At 59.2% G+C, this 26,773-nt stretch carries 28 protein-coding genes; 21 read left to right on the forward strand and 7 right to left on the reverse strand.

Translation table 11 applies throughout. The features are described from left to right. Positions 1-57 precede the first annotated feature (57 nt). From thiD to KZZ06_RS09530, 16 genes are all read left to right on the forward strand, one after another. On the forward strand, positions 58-864 hold the full coding sequence (gene thiD / locus KZZ06_RS09455) for a bifunctional hydroxymethylpyrimidine kinase/phosphomethylpyrimidine kinase (protein ID WP_219579778.1): 807 nt from the start codon (positions 58-60) through the stop codon (positions 862-864). Beyond that, positions 864-1,859 (forward strand): FAD-dependent oxidoreductase, encoded by a 996-nt coding sequence (locus KZZ06_RS09460; RefSeq protein ID WP_219579779.1) that lies wholly within the window; start codon positions 864-866, stop codon positions 1,857-1,859. The genes thiD and KZZ06_RS09460 overlap by 1 nt, the downstream gene beginning before the upstream one ends. Then, positions 1,843-2,040, forward strand: coding sequence for a sulfur carrier protein ThiS (gene thiS, locus KZZ06_RS09465; protein ID WP_219579780.1), 198 nt, complete (start codon positions 1,843-1,845; stop codon positions 2,038-2,040). Before KZZ06_RS09460 ends, thiS begins: the two co-directional genes overlap by 17 nt. A 3-nt stretch (positions 2,041-2,043) precedes the next feature. Further along, complete coding sequence (locus tag KZZ06_RS09470; RefSeq protein WP_219579781.1) at positions 2,044-2,817, forward strand: thiazole synthase; 774 nt, start codon at positions 2,044-2,046, stop codon at positions 2,815-2,817. Continuing rightward, entirely contained in the window at positions 2,814-3,410 is a 597-nt protein-coding gene (locus KZZ06_RS09475) for a thiamine phosphate synthase (RefSeq protein WP_219579782.1), read from the forward strand. Before KZZ06_RS09470 ends, KZZ06_RS09475 begins: the two co-directional genes overlap by 4 nt. Continuing rightward, the gene (locus KZZ06_RS09480) at positions 3,407-4,405 is read left to right on the forward strand and encodes a HesA/MoeB/ThiF family protein (RefSeq protein ID WP_219579783.1); all 999 of its coding nucleotides are present in this window, start codon (positions 3,407-3,409) and stop codon (positions 4,403-4,405) included. The genes KZZ06_RS09475 and KZZ06_RS09480 overlap by 4 nt, the downstream gene beginning before the upstream one ends. Further along, positions 4,402-5,340 (forward strand): ABC transporter substrate-binding protein, encoded by a 939-nt coding sequence (locus KZZ06_RS09485; protein ID WP_219579784.1) that lies wholly within the window; start codon positions 4,402-4,404, stop codon positions 5,338-5,340. Before KZZ06_RS09480 ends, KZZ06_RS09485 begins: the two co-directional genes overlap by 4 nt. Further along, a complete protein-coding gene (gene tenA / locus KZZ06_RS09490; protein ID WP_219579785.1) occupies positions 5,340-6,020 on the forward strand; it encodes a thiaminase II in 681 nt (226 codons plus the stop codon). Before KZZ06_RS09485 ends, tenA begins: the two co-directional genes overlap by 1 nt. Next, a complete protein-coding gene (locus KZZ06_RS09495; protein ID WP_219579786.1) occupies positions 6,017-6,742 on the forward strand; it encodes an ABC transporter ATP-binding protein in 726 nt (241 codons plus the stop codon). Before tenA ends, KZZ06_RS09495 begins: the two co-directional genes overlap by 4 nt. Further along, on the forward strand, positions 6,739-7,488 hold the full coding sequence (locus tag KZZ06_RS09500; RefSeq protein ID WP_219579787.1) for an ABC transporter permease: 750 nt from the start codon (positions 6,739-6,741) through the stop codon (positions 7,486-7,488). Before KZZ06_RS09495 ends, KZZ06_RS09500 begins: the two co-directional genes overlap by 4 nt. A gap of 97 nt (positions 7,489-7,585) precedes the next feature. After that, a complete protein-coding gene (locus KZZ06_RS09505; RefSeq protein WP_257884271.1) occupies positions 7,586-8,428 on the forward strand; it encodes a hypothetical protein in 843 nt (280 codons plus the stop codon). Beyond that, positions 8,425-9,366, forward strand: a complete 942-nt coding sequence (cbiB, locus tag KZZ06_RS09510) for an adenosylcobinamide-phosphate synthase CbiB (protein WP_219579788.1) — start codon at positions 8,425-8,427, stop codon at positions 9,364-9,366. The genes KZZ06_RS09505 and cbiB overlap by 4 nt, the downstream gene beginning before the upstream one ends. Positions 9,367-9,376: 10 nt before the next feature. Beyond that, positions 9,377-10,366: a threonine-phosphate decarboxylase CobD gene (gene cobD / locus KZZ06_RS09515; RefSeq protein ID WP_219579789.1), complete on the forward strand. Its 990-nt coding sequence runs from the start codon at positions 9,377-9,379 to the stop codon at positions 10,364-10,366. Between the two features lie 879 nt (positions 10,367-11,245). Continuing rightward, a complete protein-coding gene (gene dctP / locus KZZ06_RS09520) occupies positions 11,246-12,289 on the forward strand; it encodes a TRAP transporter substrate-binding protein DctP (RefSeq protein WP_219579790.1) in 1,044 nt (347 codons plus the stop codon). 83 nt (positions 12,290-12,372) lie between these two features. Then, on the forward strand, positions 12,373-12,939 hold the full coding sequence (locus KZZ06_RS09525; protein ID WP_219579791.1) for a TRAP transporter small permease subunit: 567 nt from the start codon (positions 12,373-12,375) through the stop codon (positions 12,937-12,939). Beyond that, positions 12,936-14,249 carry a TRAP transporter large permease subunit gene (locus tag KZZ06_RS09530; RefSeq protein ID WP_219579792.1) on the forward strand — a complete coding sequence of 438 codons (1,314 nt, stop codon included), beginning with the start codon at positions 12,936-12,938 and terminating at the stop codon, positions 14,247-14,249. Before KZZ06_RS09525 ends, KZZ06_RS09530 begins: the two co-directional genes overlap by 4 nt. 76 nt (positions 14,250-14,325) lie before the next feature. Here KZZ06_RS09530 and KZZ06_RS09535 read toward each other — a convergent pair whose 3' ends face one another. The 7 genes from KZZ06_RS09535 to KZZ06_RS09565 form a co-directional block, all read right to left on the reverse strand. Next, positions 14,326-15,423 (reverse strand): C45 family autoproteolytic acyltransferase/hydolase, encoded by a 1,098-nt coding sequence (locus tag KZZ06_RS09535; RefSeq protein WP_219579793.1) that lies wholly within the window; start codon positions 15,421-15,423, stop codon positions 14,326-14,328. A 1-nt stretch (position 15,424) separates the two neighbouring features. Continuing rightward, entirely contained in the window at positions 15,425-16,519 is a 1,095-nt protein-coding gene (locus KZZ06_RS09540; RefSeq protein ID WP_219579794.1) for a PHB depolymerase family esterase, read from the reverse strand. Between the two features lie 30 nt (positions 16,520-16,549). After that, entirely contained in the window at positions 16,550-16,966 is a 417-nt protein-coding gene (locus KZZ06_RS09545) for a CopG family transcriptional regulator (RefSeq protein WP_219579795.1), read from the reverse strand. Between the two features lie 208 nt (positions 16,967-17,174). Then, a complete protein-coding gene (locus KZZ06_RS09550; RefSeq protein WP_219579796.1) occupies positions 17,175-17,546 on the reverse strand; it encodes a response regulator in 372 nt (123 codons plus the stop codon). Then, entirely contained in the window at positions 17,546-18,637 is a 1,092-nt protein-coding gene (locus KZZ06_RS09555) for an HWE histidine kinase domain-containing protein (RefSeq protein WP_219579797.1), read from the reverse strand. The genes KZZ06_RS09550 and KZZ06_RS09555 overlap by 1 nt, the downstream gene beginning before the upstream one ends. 247 nt (positions 18,638-18,884) lie before the next feature. Then, positions 18,885-20,597 (reverse strand): methionine--tRNA ligase, encoded by a 1,713-nt coding sequence (metG, locus tag KZZ06_RS09560; protein WP_219579798.1) that lies wholly within the window; start codon positions 20,595-20,597, stop codon positions 18,885-18,887. A 56-nt stretch (positions 20,598-20,653) separates the two neighbouring features. Further along, positions 20,654-21,892, reverse strand: a complete 1,239-nt coding sequence (locus KZZ06_RS09565; RefSeq protein ID WP_219579799.1) for an MFS transporter — start codon at positions 21,890-21,892, stop codon at positions 20,654-20,656. Between the two features lie 161 nt (positions 21,893-22,053). Here KZZ06_RS09565 and KZZ06_RS09570 point away from each other — a divergent pair, with 161 nt between their 5' ends. The 5 genes from KZZ06_RS09570 to KZZ06_RS09590 are packed head-to-tail and all read left to right on the forward strand — an operon-like array spanning position 22,054 to position 26,731. Further along, positions 22,054-23,094: an aldo/keto reductase gene (locus KZZ06_RS09570; protein WP_219579800.1), complete on the forward strand. Its 1,041-nt coding sequence runs from the start codon at positions 22,054-22,056 to the stop codon at positions 23,092-23,094. A 22-nt stretch (positions 23,095-23,116) separates the two neighbouring features. Continuing rightward, positions 23,117-24,025, forward strand: a complete 909-nt coding sequence (locus KZZ06_RS09575; protein WP_219579801.1) for a 3-keto-5-aminohexanoate cleavage protein — start codon at positions 23,117-23,119, stop codon at positions 24,023-24,025. Next, positions 24,022-24,516: a lipocalin family protein gene (locus KZZ06_RS09580; protein WP_219579802.1), complete on the forward strand. Its 495-nt coding sequence runs from the start codon at positions 24,022-24,024 to the stop codon at positions 24,514-24,516. Before KZZ06_RS09575 ends, KZZ06_RS09580 begins: the two co-directional genes overlap by 4 nt. Then, the gene (locus tag KZZ06_RS09585) at positions 24,513-25,988 is read left to right on the forward strand and encodes a carnitine 3-dehydrogenase (protein WP_219579803.1); all 1,476 of its coding nucleotides are present in this window, start codon (positions 24,513-24,515) and stop codon (positions 25,986-25,988) included. Before KZZ06_RS09580 ends, KZZ06_RS09585 begins: the two co-directional genes overlap by 4 nt. Continuing rightward, positions 25,985-26,731, forward strand: a complete 747-nt coding sequence (locus KZZ06_RS09590) for an SDR family oxidoreductase (protein WP_219579804.1) — start codon at positions 25,985-25,987, stop codon at positions 26,729-26,731. Before KZZ06_RS09585 ends, KZZ06_RS09590 begins: the two co-directional genes overlap by 4 nt. The last annotated feature ends 42 nt before the right edge of the window (positions 26,732-26,773 follow it).

The following is a 26,773-nucleotide window of genomic DNA, read 5'->3' on the forward strand; positions in this document are numbered from 1 at the left end:
ACATCGCAGGCTCTTTCTTGCGTCCGTACGTCCCGCCCAAACGGAGACATGTGCGCAATGATAGCCCCAACCCCCATCGCCCTGACGATTGCTGGCTCGGACAGTGGCGGCGGTGCTGGCGTTCAGGCCGATATCAAGGCGATGTCGGCGAACGGTTGTTATGCTGCCAGCGTGATCACCGCCATCACCGCGCAGAACACGACGGCTGTCACCGCAATTCACGAGGTACCCGCCGATTTGGTGGCAGCCCAGATCGAGGCGGTTCTGTCAGACATTGATGTGCGTGCGATCAAGCTGGGTATGCTGTTTTCGCAACCCATCATCGATGCGGTTGCAAACGGCATTCGGGGGTTTAGTGGGCCTATTATTGTCGATCCGGTGATGGTCGCCAAATCGGGGGATACGCTGCTGCAGCGGTCCGCCATAGACGCCATGATCGACAAGATATTACCGCTCGCGACGCTCATAACCCCCAACCTGCCCGAGGCGGCGCAGTTGCTGAACGAAGCACCGGCCCGCACGCCAGATGACATGGTCGCGCAGGGCATGCGGTTGCTCGGCATGGGGCCGGGCGCGGTTTTGATGAAGGGCGGCCATGCCGAGGGCAGCACCTGCACAGATGTGTTGGTCGACGCGACGGGGGTTCTTGCGACGCTGACCTCGGATCGGGTGGCGACGCGTAATACCCATGGCACAGGATGCACCTATTCTGCGGCGATTGCGGCAAACCTGTCCAAGGGGTTGGAACTGGACGTCGCCGTGGGGGCCGCGCATCGCTATCTCCAGGGCGCTATCTTAGCGGCGGATGAGCTGCACGTTGGCAAAGGTCACGGCCCCGTGCACCATTTTTACGGTCAGTGGTAATGGACCGGATCACCATCATAGGGGCGGGCGTTGCCGGGCTGTGTGTGGCGCGTGCGTTGTTGGATCGCGGGGCCGATGTCTGCGTGGTGGACCGTAACGCGGCGCTTGGTCCGCAGGCCTGTTCATGGTGGGCGGGCGGTATGCTGGCCCCCTATTGCGAGGGCGAAAGTGCGGAAGAACCCGTTGTGCGTTTGGGCCAAGAGGCTGCGGATTGGTGGGCAGCAAAAACAAGCGCCGTGCACCGCTGTGGCACGCTGGTTGTGTCACCAGCCCGGGACCGGGCAGATCTGAACCGCTTTGCCCGCCGGACCCAAGCATTTCGCGAAGTCGACGCTGACGAGATATCGCAGCTTGAGCCTGATTTGGCCGGTCGCTTTACCAAAGGTCTGTTCTTTGAAAGCGAAGCGCATCTGGCACCGCGCGAGGCGTTGGCGCAATTGCGCGCGGGGTTGGTTTCGGATGGTGTGGTGTTTGAGGTGGCGGATGCCGATCCGGACGATTTTGCGCAGCGCGGGCTGACCATAGATTGTCGCGGGTTTCAGGCCCGAAGCCATGACGCAAGCCTGCGCGGTGTGAAGGGTGAGATGCTGATCCTGTCTTGCCCTGACATTACCCTTAGCCGCCCCATACGCATGCTGCATCCGCGTGTTCCGCTGTACATCGTGCCGCGCGGGGATGGTGTGTTTATGGTCGGTGCGACGATGATCGAAGGCGGCAATGGCCAACGTGTCACCGCCCGATCCCTGCTTGAAATGCTAAGCGCCGCCTATGCCCTGAACCCCGCGTTCGGAGAGGCCGAAGTGATCGAGATCGGCGTCGACAGCCGCCCGGCGTTTCCCGACAATTTACCCCGCATCAGCCGCCGGGGAAATCTGATCAGCGCGAACGGGCTGTACCGGCATGGGTTTCTGCTGGCCCCCGCGATGGCGCGGATGGTGGCAGAGCTGATTTGTGACAATAAAATACCGGAGATACTGCATGAAACTGCTACTTAATGGTGAGGTGATCGAGGCGGAGGCCGCGACCTTGGCTGATCTGCTGGAACAGGTGGGCTTTGGCGGGGCCAAGGTTGCGACAGCCGTGAACGGCAATTTTGTCGCTGCGGCTGCGCGCGCGGGGCATGTGCTGGCCCAAGATGACCGCATCGAAGTCCTTGCGCCGATGCAGGGGGGCTAGGGGATGCGTGATTTTTACGGCACGACGCTGGCGAACGGCTTGATGCTGGGCACGGCGCAATACCCGTCGCCCGCGATTTTGGCAGATGCGTTCGCACGCAGTGCGGCAAGCGTGGCGACAGTATCGCTGCGCCGCGAAAGCGGGCGTGATCGCGGGGGGCAGGATTTTTGGACATTGGTGCAGGGCCTTGGCGTTCACATTCTGCCCAACACGGCAGGCTGCCATTCCGTCAAAGAGGCGGTGACCACCGCCCACATGGCGCGCGAAGTCTTTGACACCAAGTGGATCAAGCTTGAGGTGATCGGCGAGGAAGATACCCTGCAACCTGATGTATTCGGCTTGGTCGAAGCGGCGCGGATTCTGACCGAAGACGGCTTTCAGGTGTTTCCCTACACGACCGAAGATCTGGTTGTTGCTGACAAATTGTTGCAGGCCGGGTGCGAGGTGTTGATGCCGTGGGGCGCACCGATTGGATCGGGGTTGGGGCTGAACAATATCTTTGGGCTGCGCGCCATGCGGGCGCATTTCCCCGATGTGCCGTTGGTGATTGACGCAGGGCTTGGGCTGCCATCGCAGGCCGCACAAGCGATGGAGATGGGGTTTGATGCGGTGTTGCTGAACACCGCCGTGGCCAAGGCAGGCGACCCTGCGGCGATGGCGATGGCCTTTGCAATGGCGGTCAGCGCCGGGCAGCTTGCCCATGCCGCTGATCCGATGGACCCGCGCGATATGGCCACGCCGTCCACGCCGGTGCTCGGAAAGGCGTTCCTAGAATGACACTAGATCGGTTTTACCCCATTTTTGACAGTGCCGATTGGCTGGAACGTCTTGTGCCGATTGGTATCAAACTGGTGCAATTGCGGATGAAAGACGCCAGCCCAAAGGCGCTGTGCGATCATATCCGCCGCGCAAAAGCGATCTGTGCTGCGCATGACTGTACGCTTGTTATCAACGATCACTGGCGCGTCGCGATTGACGCGGGTTGCACGTATATCCATCTGGGTCAGGAAGACCTTGATGATGCCGATATGGTTGCCATTCAACGTGCGGGCATCCGCCTTGGGGTCAGCACCCATGACAAGGCCGAACTTGCCCGCGCACTGAACCTGCGCCCCGATTATATCGCACTTGGCCCGATATACCCGACGATCCTGAAGCAGATGAAATGGCATCAGCAAGGTGTGGAAAAGCTGACCACATGGCGCGCCGCGATCGGGGATACGCCGCTGATTGCCATCGGTGGCATGAACATCGACCGCGCCACGGGGGCCTTTGCTGCCGGGGCGGATGTTGTGGCGGCGGTGACCGACATCACGTTGAATGACAGCCCCGAGACCCGTGTGCGTGCATGGCTGGCGGCGACAAGATGAGCAGGTATATCCGCCAAGAAACCCTTGCCGAGGTGGGCAAAGCTGGCCAAGAGCGCCTGCGTGCCGCGCGGGTGTTGGTTGTCGGGGCAGGCGGGTTGGGCGCGCCTGTGCTTCAGTATCTTGTGGGCGCGGGCATCGGGCATCTGACGCTCGTGGATGGGGATCATGTCTCGCTCAGCAATCTGCACCGTCAGGTTCTGTTTCGCGAAACCGATATCGGCGCGCTAAAGGTCGAGGCCGCGGCGGCTAGCCTGCGCCATCTGAATGCCGAGTGTGAAATAGACACCGTTCCGCAGCCGCTTGATCCGGTAAATGCGCCGCAACTTGTGGCGGGCAGCACTCTTGTGCTGGATTGCGCCGACAGTTTCGCGGTCAGCTATATTCTGTCTGATATCTGTCGCGCGGCGGGCATCCCGTTGATCAGCGCGTCGGTGTTGGGGTTTGCGGGGTATGTCGGTGGGTTCTGTGGCACGGCCCCGTCGCTGCGTGCCGTGTTCCCCGATCTGCCGGACCGCACGGCCAGCTGCGCCACGGCCGGGGTCATGGGGCCTACGGTGGGGCTGATCGGGGCGGCACAGGCGCAAATGGCCTTGGGCTGTTTCATCGGGCAATCGCCGTCCCCGTTGGGGCAATTGATCAGCTTTGACATGCACAGCCTTCGCACGGGCGGCTTTCGCTTTGATACCGCCCCCGAGCCTGATGCAGAGCTGGGGTTTATCGCCGCATCGGCCATTACGGCATCTGATTTTGTCGTGGAGCTGCGCGATGAGACCGAGGCACCAACGCCCGTCGCCCCTTTTGCACAGCGTTTGACTGTCGCGCAGTTCACCCAGCAGCAAAACGCCGCCCCGAACACGGGCGCGCGCGCAGTGTTTGCCTGTCGATCCGGGCTGCGGGCCTGGCAGGCTGCGACACATCTACGGTCCTATTGGGCTGGTGAAATTTCCCTTGTCGCCGCTGGCGACACAGTACAACCCGAAAGGCAAAACACATGAAACTGACCTCGTTTACCGTCGCATTATCGCTGGCTGCATCGCCCTTGGCCGCCGCTGACGAAATGACCGTGCTGCTGGACTGGTTCGTGAACCCCAACCACGGCCCCATCATTATCGCGCAAGAAAAAGGTTTCTTTGCTGATCAAGATCTGGACGTCACGGCCATCGCGCCGGCTGACCCGTCGGACCCGCCCAAGCTGGTGGCCGCAGGCAAGGCGGATCTGGCGATTTCCTATCAGCCGCAATTGCACCTGCAAATCCACGAGGGGCTGCCCCTGAAACGGGTCGGCACCTTGGTCGCGACGCCGCTTAACTGTCTTTTGGCGCTGGCAGACGGCCCGATCAAATCCCCCGCAGATTTGGCCGGTAAAAAGGTTGGGTTCTCTGTCGGGGGCGTGGAAGAGGCCGTGCTGGGCGCGATCCTGCGCCACAACGGGGTCGCGCCGGATGATGTCGAACTGGTCAACGTGAACTGGTCGCTGTCACCATCGCTGATGTCTGGACAGGTGGATGCGGTTATCGGTGCATTCCGGAATTTCGAGCTGAACCAGATGAAAATCGAAGACATCAAAGGCACGTGTTTCTTTGTTGAGGAAGAGGGGCTGCCCTCTTATGACGAGCTGATCTATGTCGCCAACAGTGACAGCATGGACAAGGATATGATCGCCCGTTTTCTGGCCGCGACCGAACAGGCGACACAGTATATCGTGAACAATCCCGAAGAAAGCTGGGCGGTATTCTCGGGCACCTCGGCCGAACTGCAAGACGAGCTGAACGCGTTGGCATGGGCCGATACCATCCCTCGTTTCGCGCTGCGTCCTGCCGCCATGGATGCCGGTCGCTATGCCGCGTTCGAGGCTTTTTTAAACGAGGCGGGGTTGATCCCAAGCCAGAACCCCGTGTCGCAGATCGCCATTGATGTGACGGCAGACTGATGGCCCCCGACTATGGCGAAACCTTTGCCCTGTGGCGCGCAAAGGCGGCAGACCCGTGGCGTGACTATACCCACCATCCTTTTGTCGAAGGGCTGCGTGATGGGTCGCTGCCGCGCCATGCGTTCCTGCATTATCTGGTACAGGACTATGTCTTTTTGGTGCATTTCGCGCGGGCGTGGTCGCTGGGTGTGGTAAAAGCCGAAACGCTGGACGAAATGAAGGTCTGTTCAGCCACTGTTGATGCGCTCGTTAATCACGAGATGGCATTGCATATTCAGGTTTGCGCCACCGAGGGCATTGACGAGCAAACGCTTTTTAACGCGGCTGAGGCACCCGAAAACCTAGCCTATACGCGCTATGTGCTGGATGCGGGCCATCAGGGGGACTTCCTTGATCTGATGGCGGCATTGGCCCCTTGCGTGATGGGTTATGGTGAAATCGGTCTGCGGCTCGCGCAGGATAAGGCCCCCGATACGCCCTATGCCGATTGGATCAACACCTATGCCGATCCCGGTTATCAATCGCTGTGCAAAACGGTTGGCGCAATGATCGATGATGCGGTCGCGCGGCGGATTGGCGACCTTGCCAATTCTCCGCGTGGCGCTGTGCTGCAAAACCGGTTTACGACCGCCACAAGGCTTGAGATTGCGTTTTGGCAAATGGGTCTAAACGGTCAATGACGGTGCCGCCGGGGATCAATTTTGCGGGGCAGCACCGGATCGGCGGGCTGGTCTTGTTCGATGCCGATATCGAACTGCCCGGTGGCCAATGGACCTGTCTGTTGGGGCGGTCAGGAGTGGGGAAATCCACCATCCTGCGGCTGATCCTTGATCTGGAAACCGGCGGGCAATTTGCGGGCAGTATTACGGCCACGGACGGGGCGGGTTTGGCGGGGCGCATCAGTTATATGGCGCAATCCGACCTGTTGCTGCCTTGGCTGTCGGTGATTGAAAATGTCTGCATCGGTGCCCGTCTGCGTGGTGAAAAGCCGGATACAACCCGTGCTGCCGATCTGTTGGCACGGGTCGGGCTGTCAGAGCATACACATAACAAGCCAAACACCTTGTCCGGCGGCATGCGCCAGCGCGCGGCGCTTGCGCGGACCTTGTTCGAGGACCGCCCGGTTGTATTTCTGGACGAACCGTTTTCGGCCCTTGATGCAGGAACCCGCGCGGATATGCAGGAACTGGCCGCCGAGGTTTTACATGGGCGCACCGTATTGCTGGTGACCCATGACCCGTCAGAGGCGACCCGCCTTGCGCATCAGATCATCATCATGTCGGCCCAAGATGCGCAAGCGTGGCCGGTGCCCGACACACTGCCCCCGCGTTCCATCGATGACGCGCAAACGCTTGCGTGTCAGATCCGCCTATTGGCACATATGCGCGGGATCGCCGCATGAGGGGTCGCGACATCCTGATCGCGGTTCTGGTGGGTTTGGCACTGTGGCAGACAACTGTATTGCTGACAGATGCGCCACATTTCATATTGCCCTCGCCGTGGCGTGTGGCGCAGGCGGCCTTTCACAGCCGTGCGATCATTGCCGAAAACGCTTGGGTCACCACGGTTGAGGTTCTGCTGGGCCTGACGTTGGGCACCGTGCTGGGGGCCGCGACTGCGATCCATCTGGCCCTGTCAAAAACCGCTGAACGTTTGATGCTGCCGCTTTTGGTCTTTACCCAAGCGGTGCCGGTTTTTGCATTGGCCCCGCTGCTGACGCTTTGGTTCGGCTATGGCATGGGGTCAAAAATCGTGATGACGGTGATTATCATCTATTTCCCCGTGGCATCGGCATTCCACGATGGCCTGACGCGTATCGATCGGGGCTATCACGATCTGTCCGTCTCGATGGGGGCGGGGAAATACCATTTTATGCGGCATGTCCGGATACCAAGCGCGCTGCCCAGCCTTGGTACGGGTCTGCGGCTGTCTGCTGTTTATGCCCCGATCGGGGCCGTGATTGGTGAATGGGTGGGCGCGTCCAAGGGGCTTGGCTACCTGATGCTGCTCGCCAATGGCCGTGCCAAGATTGATTTGATGTTCGCAAGCCTGATCGTGTTGGCCTGCCTGACCGTGGCGCTGCATATCGCCGTTGGCCGTCTGGCGGACTGGTTGTCCGATTACGCCCGCGGGGTACGTCACCCCTAAGGGCCAATGCATATCTGCGGTCTTGGCTGTTGTCGTTTCGGGTTCGATGATCAATATGACTTGATTTTACCGAGGTAGTTCTGATTTGAGCAATCACATGCGGACGTTATGCGAAAACACTCAGCCAATCGGGCGTACTGGCAGGGCTGCTGGGCATTTCGGTGAATGGCTGCAGGGGCGGTTTGGCCCTGACGGACCAGTGGTTGTGATAACGATGACCTGTAATGTGCTTTATGCGCAAGCGACCTATACCCCCGCCACGGATTTACGATTGCGTCATTCGGGCTTGGCAGCGGTGACCCAAGATCAATTGCAAGCCTTGCTGTCTGCCGTCGGAAAACCCGAGGGCGGAGATTTCAGCCTGTCTGGAAATATGACGTTGGGGGTTGGGGCAGGGTCGTCAACGGCGAGCCTGATTGCGCTTGCGCGGGCGGCGGGCGCTGATGAAACGTTGCTGCCAGCGGCGTGTTTGCGGGTCGAAGGCGCGACAGATCCCTTGATGCTAACCCAGCCGGATGCCGTGCTTTGGTCCTCGCGGCGGGCGGAAATTTGCGGGGAATTCAAGGCACCGCCAAAATGTGAGATTGTGGGCGGCTATCTGGGCGACCCGATTAGAACCGATCCGGCGGACAGTGATTTCGCGGATATCTCTGATCTGGTGCCGCTTTGGGCAAACGCCGCAAACAGGTCTGACTTGGCCAAGCTTGCAATGCTGGCGAGTGAAGCGGCTGATCGCACGACCCGCCTGCGTGGGCCATCGGGCGATCCAAGCGCTTTAATCGCAAAGCAGTTGGGCGCATTAGGGCATGCGCGGGCGCACACAGGATCGGCGCGCGCGTTCATTTTCGCGCAGGGGGCGGTGCCCGCAACGGCCACAGCGGTTCTAAAAGGCGCGGGATTAACCGGGGCGTTCCGGTTTTCCACGGGATCAGAGCGTTGAGCTTCGCAGCAGCCTTATTGATCGGCTTCGTGATCGAAGCTGTGTTCGCATGGCCTGCGCGGTTGTTTCGCCTGATCGGCCATCCGGTGACGTGGCTGGGGCGCGCGATTACCCTGCTTGAGGCGCGGATGAACGATGCTGGCCAATCTGCGGGCGTTCAAAAAATCCTCGGGGCGGCGCTCGTTCTCATTATCCTAGGTGGGGCGGTTTTACCCTGCATCTGGATCAGTTCCGTTCTGCCGGACGGATGGGTCGGCGTTGTGATCGGCGGCATTCTGGCGTGGCCGTTCGTGGCTGCCCGGTCGCTGTATGATCATGTGGCCGCCGTCGCGCGACCGCTTGAGCAAGGCGACACGGACAAAGCCAGACATGCGGTGTCAATGATCATCGGACGCAACCCGAATACACTGGATGACGCAGGTATCGCGCGCGCATCGTTGGAAAGTTTGGCCGAAAACGCATCAGACGGGATTGTCGCGCCGGTGTTCTGGGGTTTGGTATTCGGCCTGCCGGGCTTGGTGGGATACAAGGCGATCAACACGATGGATTCAATGATCGGGCACCGATCTGCGCGCTATGAGAATTTTGGGATGGTCGCGGCCCGGCTGGATGACATCGTTAATCTGATCCCGGCGCGGTTGACGGGGGTGCTGTTTGCGCTTCTGTCTGGGCGGGTCTCACAATCCTTTGGCACCATGCTGCGCGATGCGGGCCATCACAGATCGCCCAATGCGGGCTGGCCTGAATCCGCCATGGCGGGGGCGTTGAATGTGCGGCTGTCCGGTCCGCGTATCTATGATGACAAAATAGCGGACGAGCCGTGGTTGAATGCCGAGGCACCCGATGCCGATGCAACGTCTATTGCGCGCGGGCTCGCGCTTTATCTGCGGACTATGGTTGGGCTTGCCGCTATCATAGCGCTGTTTGCGATTGTGTAAGGATCACGGAATGCGAGACCACGGCGGCAATATGGGGTTGGCGATAGCGGAATTCGGCGGTGACCCCGCTGATTGGATCGACCTGTCGACGGGTATCAACGGGTCCCCCTATCCGGTCGGCCAGCTATCAGCGGCAGCTTGGACGCGTCTTCCCGAACGCGACAGCCTGATCGGGCTAGAGCGCGCGGCGCAGCGTGCGTATGGCACGTCGCTTGACGTGGTCGCCGTGGCGGGGGCCCAAGCGGCAATCCAGCTCGTGCCGACATTGAAACCCGTGGGATGGGCCGCAATTCTGACGCCGACCTATAACGAACATGCCGCGGCCCTGCGATCGGGCGGCTGGGACGTGGACGAGGTCGCGACCTTTGGCGCACTCGAAGGGGCCGACCTTGCCGTGGTGGTTAACCCCAACAACCCTGATGGTAATGTTTACACAGCCAAAGCCCTGTTGGCGCTGGCCGCAACGGTCGGCCTTTTGATCGTCGACGAAAGTTTTGCCGACCCCGAACCGGAGATGTCGTTGGCCAGCGCATCGCTGGTGCTTCCGGGTAACGTGGTGATCCTGCGTTCCTTTGGAAAGTTTTACGGACTGGCGGGGGTGCGCCTTGGATTTGTGCTGGGGGCACCTGCGCTGGCGGATAAAATCCGGGATATGGTTGGCCCGTGGCCCGTATCGGGTATGGCGATCGAAGTTTGCAAACGCGCATTTGAGGATGATGCGTGGGCGGATCAGACGCGCGCACAGCTACGGCGTGATGTGGCCCGCCTTGATCTGCTTGCGCGGGACGCGGGCTGGGAGCTGATCGGGGGCACACCCTTGTTTCGCACCTACGCGACGCTGGATGCGGCCAAGGCGCAGCGCGATCTTGCCGCGCGCCATATATGGACCCGGATTTTCCCATACTCGGATACATGGATCCGGCTTGGTCTGCCCGGCAATGAGGGCGATTGGTCACGGCTTGAGGCCGCGCTGAACATAGCAAAGCCCGTCGCTACGTAACCGTCAGCGGCGCGCTGCATACATCGGTTTTGTGCTTCAAGTACGACGACGGTTGCGCATTACATGTGTGATCCAGACCCAAATCTTGAAAAGCAAAGCAGCTATTGTCGCCCCAGCCGCGCCACCAAACCAAAAAACAAGCAATCCCTGCCAAATCGGCTGATTGATCGCATAAACACCACTGACGACAGCACCAAAGGCATAGCCGACTGCGAGAAGTATAACGTGCGTATCCACTATTACTAATTATCCACTACTACTAATTAAACTGGCAACATTACCTGCGTACATCGGGCGAAAAACCTATTCGCCTAATCAAACACCGCATTCTCGTAAAAGGCAGGTCATTGATCGCGCCGGCATCCAAAACGGATGGCGCACCTCTAGCAATCCTATGACCCGGACAAGACGTGACGCGGAAATTATGAAAGCCCTTTTTGTTGGTCTGACTGTTAAAAGCTTCACACAAAAGCGCTTACTACTTATCAGTTTCACACATATATTGTGGTGTTCAACCCGCAATAGAAGCGCAAGGCGGGTCGTAAGGTGATTTTCAGCCGTATCTGCAGCAACTGCGACAAAATGCGCAGGGGCAGGTTTGTGCCGCAGGAATAATCCACGCAAAATTCGCCGCGTCGATGCCGAAATTGCCACAGCAACTTTGAAGGTATAGAGATGCGGTAAACATAGCCTGTGCGGGATTTTTGGGTGATTTTTTCACTTAACTGCGACCTTGCTCACTTTCGGAAAAAATTCTGTTGAGGTTCAACCGGACATTTGTCAGGGTCTGGTTACGGGAGTAGCGTTCGTCGGACATCTTGGCGAAACGGACGGGCCAAACCGAGGCACGTCGATCTATGAAATCAACGGGAGGAAGACATGACAAAAGAGAATATGAAGCTGAACCGCCGGTCCATGCTGCGCGGCGCGGCCGTCGCAGCGGTCGCATCACCTGCGCTGGTTGGCAAAGCGATTGCCGCAGGCGAGGTCACGTGGCGCGTTCAGGCGCATTGGCCCAAAGCATCCAGTTCCTTTACCGACAGCTTGGGCGTCATCGCGTCGCAGCTAGAGGAAAAAACCGAAGGCGCGTTCAAGCTGGAACTGCTGGGCGCGGGCGAATTCGCCAAGGGGCCTGACATTTATAACATCGTGCGCAAGGGTGTTGTGCCGATGGGCACGATCAGCCCGTCCTATATTTCGGATCAGGCGGAAGCGGCGACATTTGCCTATGGCATCCCCGGTACCCTGCGCCAAGCGTGGGAAATGGAACACGCGATTAAGAACCTCGGCGTCGAGGCGCTGGTGAACGAAGACCTGAACGCTGACGGCGTTCACATGATGTGCGAAAAGGTACTGCCAACCGAAATGGTTGTGTCGAAAAAGATCGAATCCGCAGCCGATTTCAAAGGCCTCAAGATCCGGTCCTCGGGCGCGATGCTGGATTATCTGGCCGCTGCCGGTGCAGCCCCGCAGTACATTCCCGGATCGGAATTGTATCAATCGCTGAGCTCGGGTGTTGTGGATGGCGCACATTGGGGCGCTGCCATTGGCGCGCAATCCATGTCGCTGTGGGAAGTTTGCAAATACCACTACAAGCCGGTTCTGGCGCAAACCACAGATGCGTTCATCTTTAACCAAGATGCGTTGAACGGTCTGCCCGATGACCTGCGCAGCGCCTTGGTTGATACGATCACGACACGGTTCTTCCTGCGGTCGGCTGAATATCAGCATTTCGAAGCGATTGCGTTGGCCGAAGGTGTGGCCAACGAGGGTATCGAAGTGATGCAACTGCCTGACGATGTGCTGGAAATGCTCTCGACCGCCTCGGCTCAGATCCTTGAGACCGAAGGCCAGAAGGGCGAGAAAGCAGCCAAAGCGGCTGACATCTATCGCACGCTGATGAAGGACATGGGCTACGTCTAAGCCCAATTTCCTATAGCTTTGATGAATCGGGCGGCGCGCATGTGGTGCGCCGCCCGGTTTTCGCACAAAAGGAGCATGCCGCCATGATGCAACTGGCCCGTACTATTACGCGTGTGAACCAATTTATCGGGCGATGGGTGTCGCTGGGTGTCTTGGTGATTTTTGTCCTGCTTCTGGCCGATGTCGTGATGCGATATCTGGTGGGAAGCCCGACTATCTGGACAGCTGAACTGGCCACGTTGATCTTTGGTGTCTACGCGATCATCGGCGGCGGCTATCTGCTGACCGAGCGCGGGCATGTGAATGTCGATATCTTCTATGGCCGCATGTCGCGCGGGCGCAGGGCGTCGGTGGACATCCTGACATGGCCGCTGTTTTTGCTGTTTGTGGGCGTGCTGCTTTGGCAAGGTTGGGACATCGCATCCGAGGCGATTGCCGATATGGAACGGTCAAATTCCGTCTGGAAAGCCCCGCTGTGGCCCACCAAGGCGCTTATCCCCGTGGCGGCCATTTTGCTGTTGTTACAAGGCATCGTGCGCTTGTGGTCGGACATCCGTGTGTTGCGCGGGCTGCCGATCCCCGAGGATGTGTTTGGCAAACCCGGTGATCCGGACCGAGACGAAACAAATACTCAGGAGAAGCAAAGATGAGCGTCGAACTCCTTACCTTGCTGTTTTTCGGCGCATTGCTGTTGTTTTTGATGCTGGGAACGCCGCTGGCCTTTGTGCTGGGCGGTGTTTCAGTGGTGTTTTTGTACTTTGAGATGGGAACAATCGGGTTCTATCTGCTGGCCTCGAAGATGTGGGAGACGATGCAATCGCCGACCCTGATGGCGGTGCCGCTTTTCGTGTTCATGGCGATCTTGTTGGAAAAATCAGGGGTCGCGAATGACCTTTACGATATGATGCACCAATGGTTTGGGGGCCTGCGCGGCGGCTTGGCCATCGGGACGGTTCTGATCTGCGTGATCTTTGCCGCCATGTCGGGGATCTCCGGTGCGGCTGTTGTCACAATGGGGACCATCGCGCTGCCCAAGATGCTTGAGCGGGGGTATGATAAAAAGCTGGCGCTAGGGGCCATTAATGCGGGCGGCGGATGGGGCATCCTGATCCCGCCCTCGATCCTGATGGTGCTTTATTCGCTGCTGACCGAAGTATCGGTTGGCCGTCTTTTCGCAGCGGGCATTGGGCCGGGGTTGACCCTGTTCGTGCTGGTCTCGCTGTACATCGGCGGGCGCTGCTGGCTTCAACCGCATCTGGGCCCGGCCTTGCCCGTCGAGGAACGTGCTGATTGGTCGCAAAAGATCAGATCACTCAAGGCGGTGATCCTGCCGATCATGATTGTGGTGATTGTTCTGGGTGCTATTTTTGGCGGTTTCGCCACCCCGACCGAGGCCGCAGCCATCGGTGTGTTCGGGTCACTTGTAGCGACTTTGATCAACGGGCAGCTCACCTGGAAGGTGTTGCACGACGCGTCGATTGCCACGCTCAAGCTGACGGCGCTGGTGATGTGGATCCTGTTCGCGGCACATGCGTTTTCGACAGCCTACACGGCATTGGGCGCGCAAAGCTTGATCTCTGATCTGATGGGATATATTCCCGGCGGGCGTTGGGGCGCGTTGTTCTTTATGCTGGTCTTGCTGTTCTTTTTCGGGATGGTTCTGGACCCTGTCGGCATTATGCTGATCACCTTACCGGTGTTCTTGCCCGTGGTGCGCGATGCAGGGTTTGACCCGATCTGGTTCGGCATCTTGTTCATCATCATGATGGAGGTGGGATATATGACGCCGCCCTTTGGCTTTAACCTGTTCTACCTCAAGGGGGTGGCACCGCCTGATGTCACTATGGGCGACATCTATGCATCGGTCTTCCCCTATGTCGTGGTGACGCTGATCGGGGTTGCGCTGATCATCCTGTTCCCGGAAATCGCCTTGTATTTCCCACGGTTGTTCTACGGCTGATCCGGGGCGCAAGATGCGTCATTCGAAACTGTAAACGCCGGCCCGAGACAAATCGGGCCGGCGTTTTTATGCGGTCTCAGGCAACGTCGACGCCGCTTGGTAAGAACCTGCGCCAGTCGGGGTGTCGCCCTGCGGCATAATCCATGCCGATCTTGACCCAGTCGATATCGCCAGCGTGATACGAGGCTGTCGCGCCCACAGAGCCGTAGCGCACTTCACGCGTACCTTCCTCGAACGCATCAAGCGACTGCGCCCAGACGTCGCCATCCCAATGCAGGGTCATCTGGCGACGCAGCGGTTCGTATTCCGCGGTAAACAGCGTGCCAAACCCTTCGGCATAGCGATCCTGTTTCAGCGGGGCTTGGGTGAACCGACCGACGAGGGTGGCGGGCGCGGCACCCTCGGACAACACGCCGTTCAGGTGCTTTGACCGCTCGAACGTGCGGGTAAAGGTGCCGCGATCAGGTGTGCTGCCATCGGTCTGGTGGTTGGTGGCGACAAGGCGTGGCTGCACCTTGGCACCGCCGCCAGCATACATTTCAACACTCGCCGCCGCCCCCGACGCATCTGCAACGACCACGTTGTAGGGCATATGGGATGGCACGCGTTGCAATACACGCAAAGCCTGAGGGACGGTTTCGCAGGTCTCGAGCACGTAGCGCAGGATCGTGGTGATCCCGAAACCGCGCCCGGTTTCCTGCCGCCCGCCATATGCCAGCGCGATACTAAGGCCTGCGTCATTGATCCCGTCGGATAATCCCCACAGGAATTCAACCATGCCCATGACACGCCTGCCGGTCCACGCGCTGTGCAGCAGCAAGCCTTCGTTCAGGTCGGGCGACAGATCGTAATTGCGCACTAGGCGGATGTCGTCATTGGATGTTGCAACAGCCAGCGAACAACCCCCCAGATAACTGGGCGGACACCATGTGGACAGGAACTGCGCCGCGCGGTCCGATCCACCGGCAAGCTTGGTCAGCTTGGCATGCACGGGGGCCAGCTCGGGCATATATTGGCGCAATGCGGCTTCGCAGGCGGCGCGGTCGGGGCCGTTGTCACCGCCGCGCGCGGTGAACCATGCCTCGTAAGCGGGCCAGGAACGTAGCCAACGTGCGGCCCATTTGGGGCCGGGGGTTGCTTCGCTGATGGCGTCAAAGGTCAGGGAATGGGTCATATCATGCGCCTTTCGTAGGCAAATTAAGGAAGAACCGCACCATTTCGGCGCTGGCAGCGGGGCCATCGGGATCAGTGTATGATCCGGTGCTGTCGCCGCCTGACCACGCGTGCCCAAGACCCGCGATTGTCCAATGCTCCATCACGGCATGGCCTGCGGGGGAAAGGGTTGTGCTGCGGGTGAAGTTGCGGTTCTTGATGCTGCCATCGTCGACCACTTGTGTACCTGTTGCAGCATCTTCGGCGATATGCTGGCCGTTTTTTACATGCACTGTGGCGTCGGCGTCGCCGTGAAACACAATTGACGGGATCGGTCGTGTTTCATGGTTGCGCGCACTGCCCGCGCCCATCGCGGTAAAGGCCGATGGCACGTCATGCGCGGCCTTATAGGGCAGCCCGGAATGGGCACCGATGGCGTTGAACACGTCAGGATGGGTCTGGCCCAGAACAACCGACATTGCCGCACCGGCAGACAGCCCGGCGACAAAAACGCGGCCCTCGGCAACCCCATGATCGCCCTGCATCTGACGCGCCAAACCCGCAAGGATCGCAGGCTCGCCCGCATCGCGCGTTTGGTCGCCGGTGGAATACCAGTTCCAGCAGGATTGCATATTCGCGCCGCGTGATTGCGCGGGGTACACCACGATCAGCCCATGGCTATCGGCCAACTGGTTCATGCCCGTACCTTTGGCGAAATCAACGGGCGATTGTTTGCAGCCGTGCAACATCATGATCATGGCCGCCGGTTTACGCCCCTTCAGGTCAGGGATGTAAACGCGATAATCGCGGCTGCCTTGGGGGCATTCAAAACGTGCCGCCTCAAAGCGCGCGCCCGGTGTCAGGGGCGGTTCCGTTACATCGGCGGCAGTCGTTGCCGATTGTGCCATGCCCGCGTTGAGACCGGCAAGCGTTTCGCGCAGGCTTCGTCCGACCCTCGGTTTCCCGAACGGTTTTTTCGAGGATTTCGCCATCTCATCCAGCGCGGCCAAGCCACCACCCCGAAGCGCAGTTTGTATCGTCTTTGTGGCCCCTACAGGGTTGCCTGCGCGAACCAGCTTGGTCGCGCGACGTAGGGCCGACGTGAATTTATCTGTCATTTCGGTATCCTTAACTGAATTAAGAAGGGGTTAGCTGATCCGTGCGCCAAGGGCCTTTTTCACCTCTGGGCTGGCTTGTAGTGCGCCCAAAACGTTGATTGACCCGATGGTGGCAAGGGCAAGTTCGGGCGTCACGTCATGCGCGATCCGGGCAAGGCCCACGACCTTGATGTGCAACAGCTCGTTGGCGGCCTGCACGGCCTCAAGATCGGCGGCGGTATAGTCGCGCAGGCCCATTTCCATGGTGTGCCGGTCAATTGACTGGGCCACGCTGCTTGACTGGTGATCCAGCTGCTTGCGAATGGCGGTGCGAATGAAATCGCTCCGGTTCGAATAGAAACCTTCTTGTACCAGCAAATCAATCCGGCCCAGATCGACAAAGCCTAGATTGATGGTGATTTTCTCATTGTCCGGCATCTTGTCCCGGATTTTTCTAACGTTGCTCAAATCAATTCTCCATCCATGTGGATGGTATATGGATGTCTTTCGCTGGTTTGCAACCGGTGCGCTGGATTTATCGCCATATTCGGCCAACATCCGCTGGGGTAGCGGCAGTTGCGCAAATCTTAGGCGGTGCGGGCACGAAAATAGGCCACGACGACATGTCGCGGCCTATCAATTACGGCGCAATCATCGGTGGTTGAAACCGGCTAGGTCACGTTTCGAGGTCTGGGTACACGCGGCGCAACGTTTCAATCAGCTTTTGGCTGCTGACCGGCTTTTTCACAACGCGATCATCAGGCCCGAGAAAGCTGATCTGATCCGCGTCATAGGCGGTAATAAAGACGAACGGGATGTTGCGTTCGCGCAGGATGTCAGCAACCGGTTTTGAGGTTTTGTTGTTCCCCAAATTCACGTCAAGAAAGGCAATGTCGATATCGCCTTCACGTGCTTTGGCTTTGGCATCTTCCAGATGGATGGACGGGCCTATGACGTTAAAGCCGATATCCTCGAGGATATCAGTCATTTCAAACGCCACAACGACTTCGTCTTCTACGATAAAAATATTCTGAGGTGTATTGCCCATTACTCTGCCTGATCTTCCGTGTTTTCCGGCATTCTAAGATGCCATTTATATCCCTCAGGCCCGAAATCCGTTGTGATTTCTCCGCCTGTCTCCATTTGTAATGCACGGCCCGTGATAAAGCTGCCAAAACCCGTTTCGCTTGGTTTCTCTGCAGCGGGGCCGCCTTCCTCATTCCAGTGGAGTTCTATAACCGAACCATCCGCAGTATCAGTTTGTTCCCAAGACAAATTGACGCGCCCCTCGGGGACCGACAGCGCGCCGTATTTCAGGGCGTTGGTGGCAAGCTCGTAAAATGCCATCGAGAACGACAATGCTTGGCGCGAGGGGACCTCGATCTTGGGGCCGTTCAGAAAAATGCGGCCATGTCCGATGGGGTCCAATACGTCTGCGGCAACGGCACCGATCTCGGCCCGGCCCCATGTGGTGCCGACCAATTTGGAATGCGCCAAGGCATAGGCGTTTAGCCGTTGATCGATGGTTTCACGCAGCCCGCGTTGAACGCTCATTTTCCGCAACGATTGGCTGACGATGGATTTGACCACGCTGAACGCGTTCTTCACGCGGTGGTTCAGTTCGGCAATCAGGATATTTTGAGCCTCACGTAGGCGGCGTTCTTCGTCGATATCGATCAGCGCGACCGATGCACCGATGCGCGTGCCATTGGCGTCTACCACGGGTTTGCCGATGATGCGCATCCAGAACCGCGTGCCGTCACCCCGTTGGTAATTCACGTCAATTTCGGAATGCTCTTCGCCATCGCGTATAACGCGCGAAAGCGGGTATTCGTGGCTTTTAACCTGGCGGCCATCCTCGTGAAACGACACCCATCCACCGTAAGAGTCGGCATCTTCGGAATGGATCACAGGGTGGCGCACCATCTTTTCGACATGGCTGTTGCCATAGATGATCTTGCCGGTCTCATCGGCCATTACGACGCCGACCGGCACAGTTTCCATCATTGCCTCAAGAAAGGTCAAGCGAACGGATTTACTTCCCGAGTTATTCTTAGCTGTTTCGGCTTCTTTGGCCGCCAATGCGTCTTGTAGGTGCACAAGTTCTGCCGCCATCTCGTCAATAGATCTTGTAGGCATTTAAATCCTAGGCCCTTTCGCTGTGTTTTATGTGACATAATCCGCGCTAACGATCTGTCCAACGCAATGATGCGCGCGCGGATCGAAAACGATACATCTTTTTTGCGCACGCTCTCTAATCAACTGAAAATACGTAAGATTCAGTTCGTCACCTTTCAAAGGCGCGTGCGGTTTTTTGCTCACGGGGTACCCGCGCCGCGAATGAACACAGCGTTTGGTCACCTGTCAGCGGACGGTATGTGCTGTGTCAGTTCCGCACACCCGCGAATTTTTCGGCCCATTCCTCGCGCTGTTCGTCGGTGATTTTGGCGAATAGAACCTCGGGCACGTCAAAGACGTGGCCTGGGGCAAGCTGGCCAAGTGCGGCGGGCACATCATCGGGCCATTGGGCATTTTCCACATGCATGCTTTCCAACATGCTGGCGGCTGCGGTGGGGATAAACGGCGCAGACAGCACCGCGTATAGCGGGATCAGATTTAGCGCCAGACGCACCTGAGCCGCCGCTTTGTCGGGGTCGGTTTTGAACGTGGTCCAAGGTGCCTCGGCTTGCAGGTATTCGTTGCCCGCAGCCCAGATCGCGCGCAGCTCGGCGGCGGATTTACGGACTTCCATGGCCTCCATCGCGGTTTGGTACCGCGCGACGCGTTCGGTCAGGTCCGCGATCAGCGCATGTTCGGCAGGGCCGTATTCGCCAGCCGATGGCACGTCTTCGCTGAATTTCGAGCGGCAGAATTTGGTGATCCGGCTGATGAAGTTGCCCAAGACGTCGGCCAAATCCTTGTTTACCGAGGCTTGGAAATTTTCCCATGTGAATTCCGCATCCGATGTTTCCGGCGCATGGCTCAGCAGCCACCAGCGCCATGTATCGGCGGGCAGGATTTCCAGCGCCTGATCCATGAACACGCCGCGCCCGCGCGAGGTCGAGAACTGCCCGCCGTCATAGGTCAGGTAGTTGAAGGATTTGATGTAATCGACCAGCTTCCATGGCTCGTTGCTGCCCATGATCGTGGCCGGAAAGCTCAGCGTGTGGAAGGGCACGTTATCCTTGCCCATGAACTGGGTATAACGCACGTCGTCGGCACCTTTGTCGGTACGCCACCAGCGTTCCCAATCGGTGCCTTTGCCCGCGTCGACCCATTCCTGGGCGCAGGCGATATATTCGATGGGGGCATCGAACCAGACATAGAATACCTTGCCCTCCATGCCCGGCCAGTCCTCGTTGCCGCGTTTGACGGGGACGCCCCATTTCAGGTCGCGGGTGATGCCACGATCCTGAAGGCCGTCACCGTCATGCAGCCATTTCTTGGCGATGGAGGTGGTCAACACGGGCCAATCGGTTTTGGATTCGATCCACGCGTCCAGACGGTCTTTCATCTGGGACTGCTTGAGGAACAGATGTTTTGTGGCGCGCATTTCCAGATCGGTGGCTCCCGATACGGTCGAACGCGGGTTGATCAGGTCTTCGGGGTCCAGCTGTTTGGTGCAGTTGTCGCATTGATCGCCGCGCGCGTCTTCGAAGCCGCAGTTGGGGCAGGTGCCTTCGACATAGCGGTCGGGCAGAAAACGGCCATCGGTTTCGGAATAGATTTGCCGTTGCTCAACTTCTTCGATCAGCCCTTGGTCGTACAAAGCGCCGGCAAAATGCTGGGTCAGCTTTTGGTTCTGCATGCTGGACGACCGACCGAAATGATCAAATGACAGGCCGAACCCTTCGGCAATCCGCGCCTGAACGTCGTGCATCTCGGCGCAATATTCCTCGACGGGTTTGCCCGCTTTGGCGGCGGCAAGTTCGGCGGGGGTGCCGTGTTCATCTGTGGCACACAGGAACAGAACCTCGTGGCCGCGCGCGCGCAGATAGCGGGCGTACAAATCCGCAGGCAACTGGCTGCCCACAAGGTTACCAAGGTGTTTGATCCCGTTGATGTAGGGAATGGCGGAGGTGATAAGGTGGCGTGTCATGGTAAATGGCCCCGAGAATGCTTTGGCATGTCTCTAACGCAGGGACGCGCCAAGGGCTAGGGGGCGTTATTATCGCTTGCGTCGCGTTGGCGGCGCATCAGGCGGCCAATGGTAAAAGACGTGCGCGGGGCATAGACGTAAGGTGTGCGTTTCCGTGCCGTGGGGCGTGCGCGCATGCGGGTCAGCCCGAAGATGACCAAGACCCCATGCCCCACCGATATCATCGTAAACAACGCCGCCGGGCCGTAGCTGTCGATCAGCACCGACGCCAGATAGGGGGCAAAGATCGCGCCGACGGCGAACCAGAACATCAGCGCGGCAGACAATTCGACGCGTTCCTCGCTGGTGGCAAAATCATGGGCATGGGATGCCGCGACGGAATAGATCGGGAATGTGGTCAGCCCGAAAAATGTTGCGGCAAAGAATATCGCTTGGGTACCCATACCTGCCGTCATCACCGTGACCGCACAGCTTACCATCGACGCGGCAGACATCCAGATCAGCACCCAGCGGCGGTCGAATTTATCGGCCAGCCAGCCAACGGGAAATTGCGCAAGCGCACCGCCCAAGACAAAGGCCGACAGGAACCACGCAATCTGGCCCGCGCTCAGGCCGACCTCTTCGCCATAGATCGGGCCGACCATTCGAAACGACGCACTGGACAGCGCGGCAACCACGACGGCCGCCACCGCCAAAGGGGACCGGTCAAGCGCCAGCCGTGGGCGCAAACGCGGCTGCGCAGGTGTTTCAGGCTGAGGCAAAGTGGTGAGGGTCAGCGGGATCAGCGCCGCACAGCACAGGATCGCCAGCAGATTATACGACACATAGGATGCAGGGGTCAAAACGCCGATGATCATTTGTGCCGCCAGGGACCCGCTCATGTCGACCACGCGGTAGGCCCCCATGGTGCGGCCCCGGGTTTCGTTTGTGACCTTGGCGTTCAACCACGCCTCGACCACGGTATAGCAGCCCGCGACGCACAGGCCCGACGCCACCCGCATCAGCGCCCATGCATAAGGGTCCAGCACCAGCATATGCGCCATCAACCCGATTGCGCCCGAAGCCGTGAACGCCGCAAAGGCGCGACTGTGGCCGACGCTGCCCATCAGACGCGGTGCCCACCAGCAGCCGATGAAAAAGCCGACAAAATGCGCCGAGCCCAACAGGCCGATTTCCTGATTGGAAAATCCGATTTCAATGCCCGAAAGCACGTCCAGCGGCCCCACACCGCCCGACGACAGTTGCAGCAAGATGACGGATAAAAACAGGGCGGCAAATGAGATGAGCAAGCGCATGGTTTCACCTTGTCGGCAATCATCGGGGAAACCAACGGGCAAAACGACATCGGTCCGGAAAAAACGCCGCAAACAGTGTTTTGTTGCGCAGGGTGGAAAACGCTCTTGCGATGGGGCAGCCGAAACGAGAGGGTGGCGCAACAGCAGACAAGGATGACACGATGAAGATGAATAAACTGGGTCGCACCGATATCGAAGTGACGGATTTCTGCCTTGGATCAATGACATGGGGCACACAGAACACGCCCGAGGAAGGCCATGCGCAAATCGAGCGCGCATTGGCTGCGGGCATCAACTTTATCGACACGGCCGAGATGTATCCGGTGAACCCGATCAAGGCTGAAACCGTCGGGCTGACCGAAGAAATCATCGGCCAATGGATCGCCAAATCAGGCAAGCGCAAGGATTTTGTGCTGGCCACCAAACATTCAGGCGCGGGGGCGGCACCGCGTGACGGGGCAGGGATTTCGTCAAAGACCATCCGCCAGACCCTTGAGGGATCGTTGAAGCGGTTGCAGACGGACTACATCGATTTGTACCAGTTCCATTGGCCTGATCGCGGCAGCTATATGTTTCGCAAGAACTGGGACTATGATCCGTCCTCGCAAAACCGTGCCGATGTGATTGCCCACATGGAAGACTGCTTGGGCGCGCTGCAAGACGAGGTAAAACGCGGCACGATCCGCAGTTTTGGTCTGAGCAACGAAAGCGCGTGGGGGCTGACCCAGTGGGCCAATGCCGCCGAGCGCACCGGCGGTCCGCGCCCTGTGTCGGTGCAGAACGAATATTCGCTGCTGTGCCGTCTGGCCGATACCGATCTGGCCGAAGCTTGCCACAATGAAGATGTTGGATTGCTGTCCTTTTCGCCCCTCGCAGCGGGTCTGTTGACTGGCAAATATCAAAATGGCGCAGTGCCTGACGGGTCGCGTATGGCGATCAACGGTGATCTGGGCGGCCGCAAATCCGACCGCGTGTTTGATGCGACAGCCGCCTATCTGGATATCGCGCAGAAACACGGGCTGGACCCGACGCAGATGGCGCTGGCCTGGGCACGGCAGCGGCCCTTTATGACGTCAATCATCTTTGGCACGACGTCTATGGACCAGCTTGAGGTCGCTTTGGGCGCCATTGATCTAGAACTAAGCGACGAGGTCTTGGCCGACATCGCCACCGCGCATAAAGCGCATCCAATGCCGTATTAACCTGATCTAAAGGAGCAAACCCATGCCACTTACCATGAGCAAAGACGTGTTTATCACCTGCGCTGTGACCGGATCGGGCGGTAGCCAAGACCGTAGCCATCATGTGCCGCGCAGCCCTGAACAGATCGCCGACAGCGCAATTGCAGCAGCCAAAGCCGGGGCCGCGGTGGTGCATTGCCACGTGCGCGACCCTGAAACCGGTGTGCCAAGCCGCCGGTTGGATCTGTATCGCGAGGTCACGGAACGCATCCGCGAATCCGAGACCGACGTGATTTTGAACCTGACGGCTGGCATGGGGGGCGATATTATCTTTGGCCCGACCGAACGCCCGATGCCCCCGATTGAAGGCACCGACATGATCGGCGCATCCGAGCGCGTTCAGCATATCGCCGAATGTCTGCCCGAGATTTGCACGCTCGATTGCGGCACGATGAACTTTGCCGAAGCCGACTACGTGATGACCAACACCCCCGGCATGCTGACCGCGATGGGCCAGATGATGACGCATCTGGGCGTAAAACCCGAGATCGAAGCGTTCGATACAGGTCATCTGTGGTACGCCAAGCAGCTGGTCAAAGACGGTGTGCTGGACAGCCCCGCCTTGGTACAGCTGTGCATGGGCGTGCCGTGGGGCGCGCCGGATGATCTGAACACGTTCATGGCAATGGTGAACAACGTGCCGGACGACTGGACGTTCAGCGCCTTTGGTCTGGGCCGCAACCAGATGGCCTATGTCGCGGCATCTGTTCTGGCCGGTGGCCATGTGCGCGTGGGTCTTGAGGATAACCTGTGGCTGGACAAAGGCGTGTTGGCCGAAAACTGGCAGTTGGTTGAACGCGCGGGCACGATCATTGAAAACATGGGCGCACGGTTGATGACCCCTGCACAAGTCCGCGAAAAGCTGGGCCTGACCAAACGAGCGCCGAAGTGAAGCGTGCGCTGCTGGCGTTAATATTGCTGGCGGGGTGCGGGGCGCAGGTTCCGTCGCTGACTGAGGGATACCGCGACCAGTCGGCCTTGATCGGGTCAACCAGCCGCTACGATGCGGCGCGGTTCAAAGGGGCGTGGGTGATGCGCGGCAGCTTTGACGCCGATGCACCTGCCACCGTTGCCTTTGTCGACAGCACTGGCGGGCCAGCCTTTCAGTTCTGTGATGGGGCGGGCATTTGCGATGGCGTTTGGCGGGCGACGTCCACAGGGCAAGGCCGCTATGCCCTGACCCGGCCAGATGGCGGCACCCGCGAGTTTTGGGTGCTGTGGGTCGACGAAGGGTTTCGCACGGCGGTCATTGGCAACCCTGCGGGGGATTTCGGCTGGATACTGGACCGCAAGCCCACCGGCGGGGCGGACCGGATAACGGCCGCACAAGAGATATTGGATTTCAACGGCTATGACATCAGCCAGTTAAGGATGCGAAAATGACAAAGATTGCAGCAGTTATTGGCGGTGGCGTGATCGGGGGCGGATGGGCTGCTCGGTTTGCGCTGAACGGATGGAATGTGCAGGTCTTTGACCCCGATCCCCAAGCCGAACGCAAAATCGGTGAAGTCATGGCAAACGCGCGGCGCTCCATGCCGGGCCTGACAGATGTGGCCCTGCCAGATGAGGGTGTGATCAGTTTTCACGACAGCATCTCGGACGCCGTTCAGGGCGCGTCATGGATTCAGGAAAGCGTGCCAGAGCGGCTCGAGATCAAGCACACCACCTTTGGTGCGATCCAGCAGGCTTGCGATCCGGATGCGGTGATCGGGTCGTCCACGTCGGGTTTTAAACCCTCCGAGCTGCAAGACGGCATGGCGCGCCCCGAACAGATCATGGTCGCGCATCCGTTCAACCCCGTCTATCTGCTGCCGCTGGTCGAATTGGTGCCCGGCAATGGCATCGACGGGCCGATGGTGGACAAGGCCAAAGAAACGCTGACCTCGATCGGGATGTACCCGCTGCATCTGAAAAAAGAGATCGACGCCCATGTCGCGGACCGCTTCCTTGAGGCCGTCTGGCGCGAGGCCTTGTGGCTGGTCAAAGACGGTATCGCCACCACGGAAGAAATCGATAACGCCATCCGCTATGGTTTTGGCATCCGCTGGGCGCAGATGGGTCTGTTTGAAACCTACCGTGTCGCGGGTGGCGAGGCAGGGATGAAGCATTTCATGGCGCAGTTCGGCCCTGCGTTGAAATGGCCGTGGACCAAACTGATGGATGTGCCCGAGTTCAACGACGAATTGGTCGATCTGATTGCGGGGCAATCTGACGAACAGTCCGGCGCTTACGGCATCCGCGATCTGGAACGCATCCGCGACAACAATCTGGTGTCGATGATGCGCGCGCTAAAACAGCAGGACTGGGGCGCGGGCCGGTTGATGAAAGCACACGAGGCGACATTGCGCGCAGGCACGGTTCTGGACGCGCGGGCCGATGACATTGCAGACGCCAGCCAGCCGGTGCTGACCGTGCGCCGCGCCGTGCCGCTGGACTGGACCGACTACAACGGCCACATGACCGAGGCGAAATACCTGCAAGCCTTTGCCGATGCGACGGATCGGTTTATGGAACTGATCGGTTGTGATGCCGACTATATCGCGTCAGGCGGCAGCTATTTCTCCGCAGAAACTCATATCCGTCATGTCGACGAGGCACATGCCGGTGCCCTGATCGAGGTGCGCACGCGGGTGTTGATGGGGGCGGGCAAAAAGATGCACCTGTGGCACGAAATGTACGAGGGCGACCGCCTGCTGGCCACGGGGGAACATTTCCTGCTGCACGTCAGCCTGCAAACCCGCAAGCCGTCAAACCCCAGCCCAGAAATCGAGGCCGCGCTGGTGCGGTTCGCCGATGCGCACGCCAACCTGCCCAAGCCCGAAGGCGTTGGCCGCTATGTCGGCGCGCCCCGTTGAAACGGGTTCTGATCACGGCGGGCGCGTCAGGCATCGGGCGCGCCATGGGCGACGGTTTTGCCGCTGCGGGGTTCGAGGTCTGGGTGACCGACACCGACCGCGCAGCGCTGGATCATTGTCCTGCGCAGTGGCATCACCGCGTGGCCAACGCCACCGACGAGGCCGCCATGGCGTCGATCATCGCCGAAATGGGCCATATCGACGTGCTCTGCGCCAATGCGGGGATTGCGGGGCCGACGGCGCTAATCGAAGACGTGGCGCTGGATGATTTCCGCGCCTGCGTCAGCGTCAATCTGGAAGGTGCGTTTATCGCTGCGAAACATGCCGCACCACTGATGAAGGCGGCGGGCAGCGGTGCCATCGTGATCACCTCGTCCACGGCGGGCATTTACGGCTATCCCAATCGCGCACCCTATGCGGCGGCGAAATGGGCGATGATCGGGCTGATGAAAACCCTCGCGATGGAGCTGGGCCCCTTTGGTATCCGCGCCAACGCAATCTGCCCCGGTTCGGTCGAAGGCCCGCGCATGGAAGGCGTGCTGGCCCGCGAGGCCGCAGCCAAAGGCATGACCCGAGATCAGGTCTATGAAGGATACGCGTCGGGCACGTCGATGCGCAGCTTTGTCGAGGCGCGCGACATTGCGAATATGGCGGTGTTTCTAGGATCAGACGGGGCGCGACTGGTATCCGGTCAGGTGATCGCCGTGGACGGGCATACGGAAAACCCCGATCCCAAACTGTGATTGAGGGCTGGTAGGCGGCTTTTAAAAGCGCATAAGAGACAG

Origin of the sequence: Sulfitobacter sp. CW3 (assembly GCF_019392245.1) — a bacterium.
Classification (GTDB): domain Bacteria; phylum Pseudomonadota; class Alphaproteobacteria; order Rhodobacterales; family Rhodobacteraceae; genus Sulfitobacter.